Source organism: Cupriavidus sp. GW822-FHT03E04 (genome assembly GCF_058801495.1).
This window is the reverse complement of record NZ_JBXANI010000007.1, coordinates 118,972-132,415: the sequence shown is the minus strand read 5'-3', so window position 1 is coordinate 132,415 and position 13,444 is coordinate 118,972. Positions and strand designations below refer to the sequence as shown.

Genomic DNA, 13,444 nt, shown 5'->3' with positions numbered 1-13,444 from the left:
TGGGTGCGGAGAACGAATGCGAGCAATCATCCTTGCCGCGGGCCTAGGCCTGCGACTTCAGCAACAACCCGGGGCGCAATTCCCCAAATGCCTGCTGCGTTTTGAGGGCATCACCCTGCTGGAGCGGCATCTGCGCATGCTCGACGCGGCCGGGGTGGACGAGATCGTGCTGGCGCTGGGCTTTCAGCCGGAACACGTCGAGGCCGAACTGGTGCGGCTGGGGCGCGACCCATATCCGGAGATCGTGCTGAACCCGCGTTACGACCTGGGCAGCGTGCTGACCGTGCACACGGTGGCCGATGCGCTCACGCGCGGTGGCGACGTGCTGCTGATGGATGCGGACGTGCTCTACGACGAGCGCATCCTCAGCGCGCTGGTGGCGGGCACCACCACCAACCGCCTCTTGATCGACCGCGATTTCGAAGCCGGCGACGAACCCGTCAAGCTGTGCCTGAAGGACGGTGTGCCGGTGGAGCTGCGCAAGCAGCTCGCGGTTGGCCTGGAGTACGACACCATTGGCGAGTCGGTCGGTTTCTTCCGCTTTCAAGAGCAAACCGCGCGCCGCCTGGCGCAGATCGTCCAGGGCTATGTCGACAGCGGCCGCTCGAACATGCCGCACGAAGAAGCGGTGCGCGACCTGCTGCTCGAAGGCGGCCACGTATTCGATGTCGCCGATGTGAGCGGCGCACCGTGGATCGAGATCGATTTCCCGAACGACGTGGCGCGCGCGCGCGACGAAGTCCTGCCCGAACTTCAGCCGATTGTGGGAGTAGCACAGTGAACGCGATTGACCCGATTTTCTCGACTGCCTCGCGCAGCGCCCGGCTGCGCCAGATGATTGTCGGCAACGAGCTGGAATTCATGATGGAAGCCCATAACGGGCTGTCCGCGCGCATCGTGCGCGAGGCCGGTTTCAAGGCCATCTGGGGTTCGGGCTTGGCGATCTCCGCCCAGTACGGCGTGCGCGACAACAACGAAGCCAGCTGGACCCAGGTGGTCGACACGCTGGAGTTCATGGCCGACGCCAGCGACCTGCCGATCCTGCTGGACGGCGACACCGGCTACGGCAACTTCAACAATGTGCGCCGCCTGGTGCGCAAGCTCGAGCAGCGCGGCATTGCCGGCGTGTGCATCGAGGACAAGCAGTTTCCCAAGACCAACAGCTTCATCGACGGCGAGCGCCAGCCGCTGGCCGAGATCGATGAGTTCTGCGGCAAGATCAAGGCCGGCAAGGATTCGCAGTCGGACGACAACTTCTCCATCGTCGCCCGCGTGGAAGCCCTGATCGCAGGCTGGGGCATGGACGAAGCCCTGCGCCGCGCCGAGGCCTATCGCCAGGCCGGCGCCGACGCCATCCTGATCCACAGCAAGCTGTCGCGCCCGGACGAGATCCTGCAGTTCGCGCGCGAGTGGGCGGGCCGAGGCCCGCTGGTGATCGTGCCGACCAAGTACTACAGCACCCCGACCGAAGCCTTCCGCAAGGCCGGCATCAGCGTGGTGATCTGGGCCAACCACCTGATCCGCGTGGCGGCATCCTCGATGCAGGCCGTGGCCAAGGAAATCCACGACAGCGAGACGCTGGTCAACGTGGAAGACCGCATCGCCACCGTCAACGAGATCTTCCGCCTGCAGGACGCCGACGAATACTCGACCGCCGAGAAGATCTACCTGTCCGGCTCGCAAGCGCCGGGCGCGGCGGTGGTGCTGGCGGCTGGCCGCGGCACCGGCCTGGAGCCCCTCACCGAGGACCGTCCCAAGGTCATGCTGCCCGTGGCCGGCAAGCCGCTGCTGCGCTGGCTGGTGGACGCGTTCAAGAAGCAGTCGATCAACGACATCACCGTGGTGGGCGGCTACCAGGCCAAGGCCATCGACACGGCCGGCATCAAGCTGGTGGTCAACGAGCAGTACGCCCAGACCGGCGAGCTGGCCTCGCTGGCATGCGCCGTCGACGGCTTGCAGACGGATGCCGTGATCGCCTATGGCGACCTGCTGTTCCGCAGCTATATCCTGCGCGACCTGCTGGAGAGCGACGCGCTGTTCAGCGTGGTGGTGGACTCGTCGCTGACCACGGAGTCGAACCAGAGCGTGCGCGATTTCGCCTCTTGCTCCGCGCCCGATGACCGCGACCTGTTCGGCCAGAAGATCCTGCTGCGCCATGTGTCGAGCAAGGGCCAGGAGCCGGGCGCCGCCCAGGCCCAGGCGCCGCACGGCCGCTGGATCGGCCTGCTGAACGTGCGCGGCGAGGGCCGCGTGCGCCTGCAGAAGCTGGTGGCCGAACTGCGCAAGCGCGACGACTTCAACACGCTGGACATGCCCGCGCTGCTCAACGCGCTGGTCGAAGCCGGCGAAGAGATCGAAGTGAAGTATGTGCATGGCCACTGGCGCGGCGTGAACGACCTCGACGACTTCCGCCGCGCGGGCGATTTCGCGCATACGCAGACCCCGTTCGCGGTCGGCGGCACGGACGCAGAGGAAGCCCGATGATCGAAGCGGCACAGTTTGTCGAGGCCGCGCGCGTGCGCGGCTTCGACTGGTATGCCGGGGTGCCCTGCTCGTATCTCACGCCGTTCATCAACTACGTGATGCAGGATCCGTCGCTGCACTACGTGTCAGCGGCAAACGAAGGCGATGCGGTGGCGCTGATCGCCGGCGTGACGCTTGGCGCGCAGGGTGGCCGCCGTGGCGTCACCATGATGCAGAACTCCGGCCTGGGCAATGCGGTCAGCCCGTTGACCTCGCTCACGTGGACGTTTCGCCTGCCGCAGTTGCTGATCGTGACCTGGCGCGGGCAGCCGGGCGTGGCTGACGAACCGCAGCACGCACTGATGGGCCCGGTCACCCCGACGATGCTCGACACCATGGAAATCCCGTGGGAAACCTTTCCGACCGACCCGGCCGAGGTTGGCCCGGCGCTGGATCGCGCGGTGGCGCATATGGATGCCACCGGCCGTCCGTACGCGCTGGTGATGCAAAAGGGCAGCGTCGCGCCGTATGCGCTGAAGCAGCAGGAGCGGCCCATCCCGCGCCCGAAGTGCACGCCGCAGTCGGGGGGGCAGGGTGCTTCGCGCGATGGCCTGCCTACGCGCCGCGACGCGCTGCAACGCGTGATCGCGCATACGCCGATGGACAATACCGTGGTGCTGGCATCGACCGGCTTCTGCGGGCGTGAGCTGTATGCGCTCGACGACCGCGCCAACCAGCTCTACATGGTGGGTTCGATGGGCTGCCTCACGCCCTTCGCGCTGGGCCTTGCGCTCGCGCGTCCGGACCTCAACGTGGTCGCCGTGGACGGCGACGGCGCGGCGCTCATGCGCATGGGCGTGTTCGCCACGCTCGGCGCCTATGGCCCGGGCAACCTCACGCATGTGCTGCTCGACAACGGCGCCCATGACTCCACCGGCGGACAGGCGACCGTCTCGCATCATGTCTCGTTTGCTGGCGTGGCGTCCGCCTGCGGCTATGCGTCGGCGGCCGAAGGCGACCAGCTCGACCTGCTCGACCAGACGCTCACGGCCGCGCCTGCGAGCGCCGCCGGCCCGCGCTTTGTCGCGCTGACGATCAGCGCCGGCACGCCGGATGGCTTGCCGCGCCCGACCATTACCCCGGTCGATGTGAAGACGCGCCTGGCGCGACACATCGGTGCCGACCAAGGAGGGAAGTAAATGCTGCTACTCAATCCGGGCCCCGTTACCCTGTCGGAACGTGTTCGCCAAAGCTTGCTGCAGCCCGACCTGTGCCACCGCGAAAGCGAGTTCTTCGACCTGCAGGACGAAGCCCGCGCACGCCTGCTGGACATCTACGAACTGGATCCCGCCGAGTGGGCCGCGGTCCTGATGACCGGCTCCGGCACGGCGGCCGTGGAGAGCATGATCGCCGCGCTGGTGCCCGAGCAAGGCAAGCTGCTGATCGTCCAGAACGGCGTGTACGGCGAGCGCATCACGCAGATCGCCACGCAGTACCGCATCGCCCATGAGGTCGTTGCGCACGACTGGATGCAGGCGCCCGATCTTGCCCGCATTGCCGCCGCGCTCGACGCCGACCGCGCGATCACGCACGTGGCGGTGATCCATCATGAAACCACCACCGGCCGCCTGAATGATCTCCAGGCACTGGACGCACTGTGCCGCGCGCGGGATGTGCGCCTGCTGGTGGATGGCGTGAGCAGCTTCGGCGCCGAGGCGATCGATTTCGGCGGCAGCATTGCCGCGGTGGCGGCCACGGCCAACAAGTGCCTGCATGGCGTGCCGGGCGCATCGTTCGTCATTGTGCGGCGCAGCGCGCTGGAGCAAGCCGCCAGCCGGACGTACTACCTGGACCTGGGACGGCTCGCGCGCTTGCAGGACCAGCGCAATACACCGTTCACGCCGTCGGTGCATGCCTATTACGCACTGGTGGAAGCGCTGCGCGAACTGGCAGACGAGGGTGGCTGGCGCGCCCGCCATGCGCGCTATGCGGCCCTTGCGGAACGCGCGCGTGCCGGGCTTGAGGCCCTGGGCATGCCGGCCCTGTGGCCGTCGGACCAGTCTTCGGTGGTGCTGCGGGCCTACCGCTTGCCGGCCGGTTTGTCGTATCCCCAGCTGCACGACGGCCTGAAGGAACGCGGGTTTGTCATCTATGCGGGGCAGGGCGGGCTGTCGGCCGAGTTGTTCCGCATTTCCACGATGGGCAATATCCAGATGGATGACATCGAGCGCTTACTGCAGGGTTTCAAGGCGCTGACGCAGTAATTGCCTGTTGGCCGGTGCGCGGTGCGTGCCGGCCACTGTCGTTTTCGTCATTTTATTTTTGGCGGCAAAGCACTAGCATTAGGCAAGAGATGCGGGTACCCCGGGCCCCGGGCGAGCGCATCTTGTTCGTGGAGGATCATTGCGATGCCTCGCCGTTTGCGCCTTCGCTTTGCCCGTACGGGATGCAACGCCGCCGTGCTCACGGTTTCCGCCGGCTTTGCCTTTGTCCTTGGCGCATCCTTGCCTATCACCGCGCCGGCAGCGACACCTGGCGAGAGTCCCGCAGCCGTGAGCGTTGACCGCTCCTCACCGGACCGCATGGTCCGCGCCGCCGTCGAAGGCGTACTCACCACCATCCAGGCCAACCCCGACACCCGCAACGGCGATCTGGACAAGATCACGGCCGTGGTGCGCCGGCAGTTCCTGCCTTATACCGACTTCCAGCGCACTACCCGGCTTGCGGTCGGCAGCGCCTGGCGCAGTGCCACGCCTGAGCAGCAGAAGCAGCTTTACGAGCAATTCCAGACACTGCTGGTGCGCAGCTACGCCTTGTCCCTTTCACAAGTGCGCGAGCAGACGCTGAAGTTTCGCTACAAGGCGCCGCGGACCGCGGGAAAGGATGTGGTGGTGGAGACCAGCGTGCTGAACAACGGGGATGTGGTGCAGATCGATTATCGGCTGCAGAAGGGCGCGGCGGGGTGGTCGATTTACGATATCAATATGAGCGGGGCTTGGCTGATTGAGGTTTATCGCAAGCAGTTTGCGGATATTGTGGCTAAGGGGGGGATTGAGGGGTTGGTCAAGTATTTGGCTAGTCATAATGCGGCGTGAGGTACCCCGCGTCATTGAATGACCCTATCGAGCCTTCTTCATCTGGCATCCGATAGCAGACTGTCGTTGGACAGCGATTCAATCAGGTTCTCCGCGGACATCGGTCGTCCGAGCAGGAATCCTTGCAGCGAATTGCATCCAAGCCGCGTCAGGAACTCCTGCTGCTTCGCCGTTTCGACCCCTTCCGCAACGATATTCAAATTCAGCGTGCGCCCCAGCGCCACAATGGCCGAGACAATCGCCGCATCCTCGGTATCGCGTGACAGGTCCCGGATGAACCCGCGATCGATCTTCAGCTCGCTCGCAGGCAGCCGCTTGAGATACAGCAGGCTCGAGTAGCCGGTGCCGAAGTCGTCGATCGAGATGCGCACGCCCATGTCGTGGAGCTGCTGCAGGATCTGCAGGCTGGCGTCCGCGTCGCGCATGGCCGTGGATTCGGTGACCTCCAGCGTCAGGCAGCACGGCTCCAGCGCATGCCGGGCCAGGGTGTCGCGCACGGTCGCGATCAGGCTGGCGTGCCGGAACTGCAGCGCCGAGAGATTGACCGCCATGGTCCACTCGGGGCGGCCCTCGTTGCGCCACGCCCGCATCTGCCGGCAGGCTTCGTCCAGGATCCAGTCCCCGATCGGCACGATCAGGCCGGTTTTTTCCGCGAGGGGGATGAACTGGTCCGGGGCGATCAGGCCACGCGTGGGATGCACCCAGCGCACCAGGGCTTCCACGCCGACTATCGGGCCGTTGGGGGCGGTGAGCTTGGGCTGGTACTGCAGGATCAGCTCACGGCGCTCCAGCGCCATGCGCATGTCCTGCACCAGTTGAAGCTGCTCGTGCACGTTGGCGTTCATCGATGCTTCGAAGAAGCAGATGGTGTTGCGGCCCAGCGCTTTGGCGTGATACATCGCCGCGTCGGCGTTGGTCAGCAAGTCGTGCTGGAGTTCGCCATCGCCAGGGTACATGGCAATGCCGATGCTGGTGGAGACGCGCAACTCGCGGCCGGCTACCTGGAAGGGCTCGCGGATGGCGCTCAGCACCTTCTCGGCAAGGGTGGCGGCATCCGCCGGCTCGCTGACGCTGGCCAGCAGCACGAACTCGTCGCCGCCCAGCCGTGCGATGGTGTCTTGCGAGCGGACATTGGCGCCGATGCGCCGCGCGACTTCCACCAGCAACTGATCACCAATGGGATGGCCGTAGGCGTCGTTGACCGCCTTGAAGCCGTCCAGGTCCATGAACATCAGGGCGAAGCGGCTCTTCTCCCGCGTGGCCCCCTGGATGGCCTGCTCGAGCCGGTCTTCCAGCAGCACGCGGTTGGGGAGCTTGGTGAGGTTGTCGTGCAGCGCCAGGTAGGTCAGCTCCTGGTTGGCTTCGGCGAGCGAGATGGCCAGCATGGAGGTGCGGGCTTCCAGGCGCATGTCGAGCACCGAGGTGATCAGGGCAATCGCCAGTACGGCCAGCGTGACGATGATGATCACCACGGCCAGCCAGCCGGTGTCCATGCCGTCGCGCGCCGCGCCGCAGACGGCGCCGATCGGAAATTCCGCAGCCGCCATGCCGGTGTAGTGCATCCCGGCGATGGCAAAGCCCATCACCACCGATGCGCCCGCCCGCAAGGGCCGCACCCAGACGGACTCGCGCCGCAGGTTGAACGCGATCCACAGCGCCGTGCCCGATGCCGCGACCGCAATGACCACGGACAGGACGAACAACGATGGGATGTAGTGGATGCCCGGCACCATGCGCAGTGCAGCCATGCCGGTGTAGTGCATGCCGGCAACGCCGCTGCCGATCAACAAGGCGCCGCCTGCCAGGCGCCGCCACGGCAAGGTTTCCCGGCCCACCAGCCAGAGCGCGAGCGCGGATGACGCGATGGCGATCAGCAGCGAGGCTACGGTGATGGGCAGGTCGTAGCCCAGCGGAATCGGCAGGTGGAACGCCAGCATGGCGATGAAGTGCATCGACCAGATGCCGGTGCCCATGGCGCAGGCGCCGCCCGCCAGCCACCAGTGGGCCGCGCGCCCTTGCGCGGTGGCAATGCGCCCGGCCATGTCCAGGGCAGTGTAGGAGGCCAGCATCGCCACAAGCAGTGAGAACAGCACAAGCAAACTGTTGTAGCTACCGGCGTGCATGGAAGACCTTTCTGGATATTGACTTGGAACTACCTGGAGGCCGCCCGGCGCACACGCGCCAAGCGAGCGCGCTTAGGAAAGCGCCAGTACGCCCCTCATATCGACAAGATGGGGGGCAAGTTTAGTCGAAACCCCAAAAAGATGGGCGCCCCGGGGGCCAACCGGCCCCCGGGCTAATGCTGGCCAGCCGCTGGCCGGCAATCAGTGCCGTGGCTCGGCCTTCGGCACGCCCGCCCACATGGCGACGCCGCTGGCCAGCAGCAACCCCGCGAGCAGGTACAGCGCGTTGTCCATGCTGCCTGTGTGCGTCTTGATCTGCCCGATCACCCACGGGCTGACGATGCCGCTGGTAATGCCGATGCTGCTGATAAAGGCAATGCCGGTGGCGGCGGTGTGGGCTGGCAGGTGGCTTGGCGGCAAGGACCAGAAGATCGGTAGCGCGGCAAAGATCAGCACGCACGCGGCGCACAGCAACGCGAGCATCGCCGCGAAGCTGGGCAGGTGCAGGGTCAGCAGCGCCAGTGCTAGCGCGCCGCCTACCGTGCAGGCTACGAAAGGGCGATGCCGCTCGCCGTGCCGGTCGGAGTGGCGGGCAATCAGGATCAGGCCGACGGCGCCGACGGCGTTCGGGATGACGGAGTAAAGACTGATGGACATCACATCGGTGATGCCGAAGTCCCGGATCATCAGGGGCATCCAGAAACTCAGCGTCAGCGAGCCGCAGGTCAGCGCGAAGTAAATGAAGGCAAAGAGGTAGATGCGCGGGTTGCGCAACGCCTCGATGAGCGCGCCAAACGAGTGCGCGCGCGTGGCTTGTCCGGCTGGCCCGTTATGCGCGGCGAGCAATGCCTTCTCCGGGTCAGTGAGCCAGCGCGCCTGCTGCGGGCCATCGACCAGGAACACCGAGGCGGCGAGCCCGAGCACGATGGCGGGCGCACCCTCGATGGCAAACATCCACTTCCAGCCATAGAGGCCGAGCACGCCGGCCATGTCGCGCATGATCCAGCCCGACACCAGCCCGCCCAGCACGCCGGCCACGGCAACGCCCGCGAAGAAGATGGCCATCACGGCCGCGCGCCGCCGCGCCGGGAACCAGTATGTCAGGTAGAGCACGATGCCGGGGAAGAAGCCGGCTTCGAACACGCCCAGCAGGAAGCGCAGCGTATAGAAGTGCGTGGGCGTTGACACCCACATCATGCCGACCGATGCCAGGCCCCACAGCAACATGATGCGGGTGAAGGTGCTGCGGGCGCCAAAGCGGGCCAGCAGCATGTTGCTAGGCACCTCGCACAGCACGTAGCCCACGTAGAACACTGCGGCGCCCAGCCCGTACATCGCATCGCTGAAGCCCAGGTCCTGCTTCATCTGCAACTGGGCAAAGCCGATATTGATGCGGTCCAGGAAGGAGATGACGTAGCAGACAAAGAGGAAAGGAATGATGCGCAGCCAGATCTTTCGATAGAGCGCGTCTTCGTCGCGGGCAGCACAAGCCGGGGGCGCAATGGCCCCTGCAGAGGGATAGGTCATGGATTGTCTCCGGGAACGCGGGCCCGGCTGGGCCCTGGATGCCGACGTCTGGCGCGTATTGGCAATGAGTGGAAGCGGGCAGCGGGCCGCGCCCGCTGCAATCAGGCTTGCGCGCTGATCTCCTCGCCCGCGCCCTGCCGCGCGAGCTGCAGGGCGGCGGCGAGCGTGTCGTGGTCGCCGATATGATTGGCGAGCAACAGGATCAGTTGCGCATTGGCCGCCTGGCTCTGGCCGTCGTCGAGATTGCGATGCATGTCGATCAGGGCTTCGTAGAAGTCGTCGGCGCGCGCCAGGTTGGGTTGGGTGTTGAGTGCCATTGCTGTCTCTCTGACTCGGAATGTCCCAGTGGGATTCATGCGGGCATCGGGGCGGCCGCCTTCGCTGCCGGAGCGCGGGCTAGCGTGCCCTGCGCGTTGCCGGTCGCGCGTGACATGGCCTGCTGGACGGCGGCGATGTCGACCTGCCGCCAGCGCGCGCAGACATGCTGGTCGGGGCGGATCAGGTACAGCGTGCCGGGCCGCGCGTCGTAGCGCTGCGCCGCGAGTCCCTCGGCGTCATGCCACACCGATATGCCGGGCGATGCTGCGGACGGTGCATCCGCACTGACCACAACCAGCCTGAGCGGCAGCGTGCCTTGCTGCAGCCGTTGCAAGGCGGCCAGGCTGTCGGCGTCGGGTGTGCCGAACAGCAACGCGGTGAATTGCCCGCCTAGTTGCGCCAGCAGCCATCCTTGGCCTTGCGTACCGCGGACCGGTGCATCCACGCAGGCCGTGCCCGGCTCCATGGTGCCGGCAAAGTCGCCGGTGTCAGGCGTGTTGAGCGTCGAATCGCGCAGCACCGATGGCAATGACAGCCGCCCGCTATTCACCAGCTGCCGGGCGAACGCATGCTTCTTCGACAGTGCCAGCACGGCATCGCGAAACACCTTGCTGACCGCACTCTTCGGCGTGATGAAATCCGTCGAGCGCGTCGAGTTGCGGATGTTCTCGTCGGCGGCGTATTCGCGCTCGCTCGCATAGGTGTCGAGCAGGCTGTCCGGCGCGCGGCCCTGGATCACGTACGCCAGCTTCCACGCAAGGTTCTCCGCGTCCTGCACGCCGCTGTTGGCGCCGCGCGCGCCGAATGGCGAGACGCCATGCGCGGAGTCGCCGGCAAACAGCACGTTGCCATGGCGGAAGCTGTCCATGCGCAGGCAGGAGAAGGTATAGACGCTGACCCATTCCAGCTCGAACTTCGCGTCCGGCCCGAGCAGCGCCTGCACGCGCGGAATCACGCGCTCCGGCGTTTTCTCCAGCACGGGATCGGCGTCCCAGCCGAGCTGGAAGTCGATGCGCCAGACATTGTCGGGCTGGCGGTGCAGCAGCACCGACTGGTTCGGATGGAAAGGCGGGTCGAACCAGAACCAGCGCTCCGTGGGGAATTCGGCTTCCATCTTCACGTCAGCGATCAGGAAGCGATCCTTGAACGTGCGGCCCTTGCTGTCCAGGCCCAGCAGGTTGCGCAGCGGGCTGCGCGAGCCATCGGCCGCCACCACGTAGCGTCCGGTGAGCGCATAGGGGCCGTCCGGCGTGTCGACGGTCAGCACCACGGTCGCGTCCGGCGTGCCGGCGTGACGCTGATCGATGCCCGTCACCTTATGCTTCCAGCGGATCTCCAGGTTCGGCAACTGGCGCGCGCGGTCGAGCAGGAAGCCTTCGACGTAATACTGCTGCAGGTTGATGAAGGCCGGCCGTTGATGGCCGGCCTCCGGCAGCAGGTCGAAGGTGTAGACCTGCTCGTCGCGCACGAAGACCTTGCCGACGTGCCAGCGCACGCCCTTGTCCACCATGGGTTCGCCGCAGCCGAGCCGGTCGAAGACATCCAGCGTGCGCTTGGCAAAGCAGATCGCGCGGGATCCGCTCGACAGCGTGCAGTCATCGTCCACCAGCACGACCGGCACGCCGTGCTGGGCCAGGTCGATCGCGGTGGCCAGGCCGACGGGCCCGGCGCCGACGACGATCACCGGGTGCGGCTCGCCTGCTTGCGCCTGCCTTTGCTCGGGGCAGGGCTGGTACTCAAATGACTGGTTCTGGTAATCGTTGCTCATGCTTGTGTCTCCATCCACTCTGTACGGCCATTCCATCTATGCGGCGATTGGCCTTCAGTTTTGCAGCGCGGCCCACATTTCCTTGTCGCGCTGCGCGGTCCAGATGCGCGGATGCTGGATGCCGCTGGCCTCATCGAAGGCGCGCGACACGTCGAACGGCAGGCAGTGCTCGTAAATGAAGACGTGGCCGAATTTCGGGTCCATCGATTTGCGCGTATGGGCCATCGCGCTCTTCAGGTCCAGGCGGTCCACCACGGCTTGCTTGCCAGCCTGGAACAGCGTGGTGACGAAATCCTTGGTGTACTCGATGCCCTTCTTGACCTCTTGCGGATTGGTCAGGGCCGGGCCGCGGCCGGGGACGAGCTTCTCGGCGCCCAGCGCCTGCAGGGCGTCGAGCGTGGCGGGCCATTGCTCGAGTTGCGCGTCGCCGCAGTAGCAGGCCGCGTCGTACTCCACCAGGTCGCCGGAGAACAGCACCTTCTGCGACGGCAGCCAGACCACGGTATCGCCCTTGGTGTGGCCCGAGCCCAGATGGGCGATGCGCACTTCGAGCTTGCCGAGGTACAGGGTGATTTCTTTCTCGAACACCAGCGTCGGCCAGGTCAGGCCCGGCACGGTTTCCACGCCGGCGAACAGGCGCGGGAAGCGTTCGATCTCCGACTTCATGTCGGCCTCGCCGCGCTCCACGATCATCTCGTAGGTGCCGCGGCTGGCGATGATCTGCTGCGCGCCTTCGGCGAAATAGGCCGAAGCACCCAGCACGCGCACCGCGTGGTAGTGCGAGAGCACGACGTACTTGATGGGCTTGTCCGTCACCGAGCGGATCCTGGCGATCAGGTCTTGCGCCATGGCGGGCGTGGCGGTGGTGTCGACGATCAGCACGCCGTCGTCGCCAATGATCACGCCGGAGTTGGGGTCGCCCTCGGCGGTGTACGCGTACGCGTTCTCGGAGAGTTGGGTGAAGGTGACTTTCTTGGCTTCCAGGTCGGCCTGGGATGCGAATGCCTTGCTCATGCTTGCCTCATCTCTTTGTCTTGCGTGGGGAAAAGACGAGACAGCAGGCGCCGGAGCGGATCACTGCATAGCGGGGACTGTCTCGCCCCGTATTCACTCTATAGCTGCACCGGTATCGGGGTAAGGCCATCTTAGGAATCTCAGTTAAATTAGTCAATAACAAATCGTATTGTTTTTGACTAACTTGCATGGCGAGGCGGGTAAGGCACAAGCAAGACGCAGAAATCCGAGGGGAAACCCTTGGTCTCGCCAGGTGGATGGCGTCGGGTCGATTACTATCTGGGTTTTCAAGCGGGGGCCGAATGCCACGACCAGCACGATCAGCGCGATCCGAGGACCACATGGCGGACGCCGGCGGCGAGGAGAAGGCGCAGCGCGGCATCCAGAGCGTGGAAGTCGGCGGCCGCTTCCTGCGCGCGCTGGCCGATGTCCGTGCGCCGATGGCCCTGGCCGAGCTTGCGGCCAGCGCGCAGATTGCGCCCGCGCAAGCACACACTTACCTGGTCAGCCTGGTGCGGCTTGGCCTGATCAAGCGCGACCACCTGTCCGGGCGCTACGAGCCAGGCCCGCTGGCGCTGCAGCTCGGCATGCTGTATCTGGATCACGATCCGGCCTACCGGGCGGCGGTGCCGCTGGTGGCCGCGCTGGCTGGCTCGTGCGGGTTCAGTGTGGCGATCTGCGCCGACGGCCCGCAGGGCCCCACCATCGTGCGCTATGCGCACGCGGGCTCGCCCTTGCACGTGAACCTGCACGTTGGCACGGTGATGTCGCTGTCGGCAACGGCGACCGGCCGCGTGTTCTGCGCGTTTCTCCCGCCCGGCCAGTGGCAGGCGATCTGGGCGCAACAGCACGCGGGCGACACGCCTGCCGTGGACGCCACCGCGTTCGCTGCGGATCTTGCCGCCATCCGCGAGCGCGGCATCGAGCGCAGCATCGACGCGCCAAGCCCCGCCGTCAGCAGTCTGTGCGTGCCGGTGCTGGACGCCAGCGGGCGGCTGCGCCTGGCGCTGACCGTGGTGGGATCGACCGGCGCCATCGATGTGGGCTGGCGCGGCCCCGTGGCTGTCGCATTGCTAGACACCGCCGCCGCCATCCGTGACGCGATCGCCGCCACTACCGAAGCCGAATGACACCCG

The 13,444-nt window shown here is 66.1% G+C and carries 11 protein-coding genes; 6 read left to right on the top strand and 5 right to left on the bottom strand.

What is annotated here, in order from left to right; genetic code table 11:
- Positions 1-16 precede the first annotated feature (16 nt).
- The 5 genes from AC1RQC_RS11550 to AC1RQC_RS11530 all read left to right on the top strand — a co-directional run bounded on the left by AC1RQC_RS11550 (position 17) and on the right by AC1RQC_RS11530 (position 5,558).
- The gene (locus AC1RQC_RS11550; protein WP_492370482.1) at positions 17-781 is read left to right on the top strand and encodes a phosphocholine cytidylyltransferase family protein; all 765 of its coding nucleotides are present in this window, start codon (positions 17-19) and stop codon (positions 779-781) included.
- A gap of 53 nt (positions 782-834) precedes the next feature.
- Positions 835-2,484, top strand: coding sequence for a phosphoenolpyruvate mutase (gene aepX / locus AC1RQC_RS11545; protein ID WP_492883518.1), 1,650 nt, complete (start codon positions 835-837; stop codon positions 2,482-2,484).
- Entirely contained in the window at positions 2,481-3,662 is a 1,182-nt protein-coding gene (gene aepY / locus AC1RQC_RS11540) for a phosphonopyruvate decarboxylase (protein ID WP_492370481.1), read from the top strand. Before aepX ends, aepY begins: the two co-directional genes overlap by 4 nt.
- Entirely contained in the window at positions 3,663-4,727 is a 1,065-nt protein-coding gene (locus tag AC1RQC_RS11535; protein WP_459374330.1) for a 2-aminoethylphosphonate aminotransferase, read from the top strand.
- Positions 4,728-5,045: 318 nt separating this feature from the next.
- Positions 5,046-5,558: an MlaC/ttg2D family ABC transporter substrate-binding protein gene (locus AC1RQC_RS11530; RefSeq protein WP_492370595.1), complete on the top strand. Its 513-nt coding sequence runs from the start codon at positions 5,046-5,048 to the stop codon at positions 5,556-5,558.
- Positions 5,559-5,596: 38 nt separating this feature from the next.
- Here the strand turns inward: AC1RQC_RS11530 and AC1RQC_RS11525 are convergent, their stop codons facing one another.
- From AC1RQC_RS11525 to AC1RQC_RS11505, 5 genes are all read right to left on the bottom strand, one after another.
- A complete protein-coding gene (locus tag AC1RQC_RS11525) occupies positions 5,597-7,681 on the bottom strand; it encodes a putative bifunctional diguanylate cyclase/phosphodiesterase (protein ID WP_492370479.1) in 2,085 nt (694 codons plus the stop codon).
- Between the two features lie 201 nt (positions 7,682-7,882).
- A complete protein-coding gene (locus tag AC1RQC_RS11520) occupies positions 7,883-9,208 on the bottom strand; it encodes an MFS transporter (RefSeq protein WP_492826104.1) in 1,326 nt (441 codons plus the stop codon).
- 101 nt (positions 9,209-9,309) lie between these two features.
- Positions 9,310-9,525, bottom strand: coding sequence for a DUF2783 domain-containing protein (locus AC1RQC_RS11515; protein ID WP_492370477.1), 216 nt, complete (start codon positions 9,523-9,525; stop codon positions 9,310-9,312).
- Between the two features lie 35 nt (positions 9,526-9,560).
- Positions 9,561-11,294: an FAD-dependent oxidoreductase gene (locus tag AC1RQC_RS11510; RefSeq protein WP_492883386.1), complete on the bottom strand. Its 1,734-nt coding sequence runs from the start codon at positions 11,292-11,294 to the stop codon at positions 9,561-9,563.
- Between the two features lie 54 nt (positions 11,295-11,348).
- Positions 11,349-12,308 carry an MBL fold metallo-hydrolase gene (locus tag AC1RQC_RS11505; protein ID WP_492370475.1) on the bottom strand — a complete coding sequence of 320 codons (960 nt, stop codon included), beginning with the start codon at positions 12,306-12,308 and terminating at the stop codon, positions 11,349-11,351.
- 302 nt (positions 12,309-12,610) lie between these two features.
- Here AC1RQC_RS11505 and AC1RQC_RS11500 point away from each other — a divergent pair, with 302 nt between their 5' ends.
- The gene (locus tag AC1RQC_RS11500) at positions 12,611-13,438 is read left to right on the top strand and encodes an IclR family transcriptional regulator (RefSeq protein WP_492883384.1); all 828 of its coding nucleotides are present in this window, start codon (positions 12,611-12,613) and stop codon (positions 13,436-13,438) included.
- Positions 13,439-13,444 lie beyond the last annotated feature (6 nt).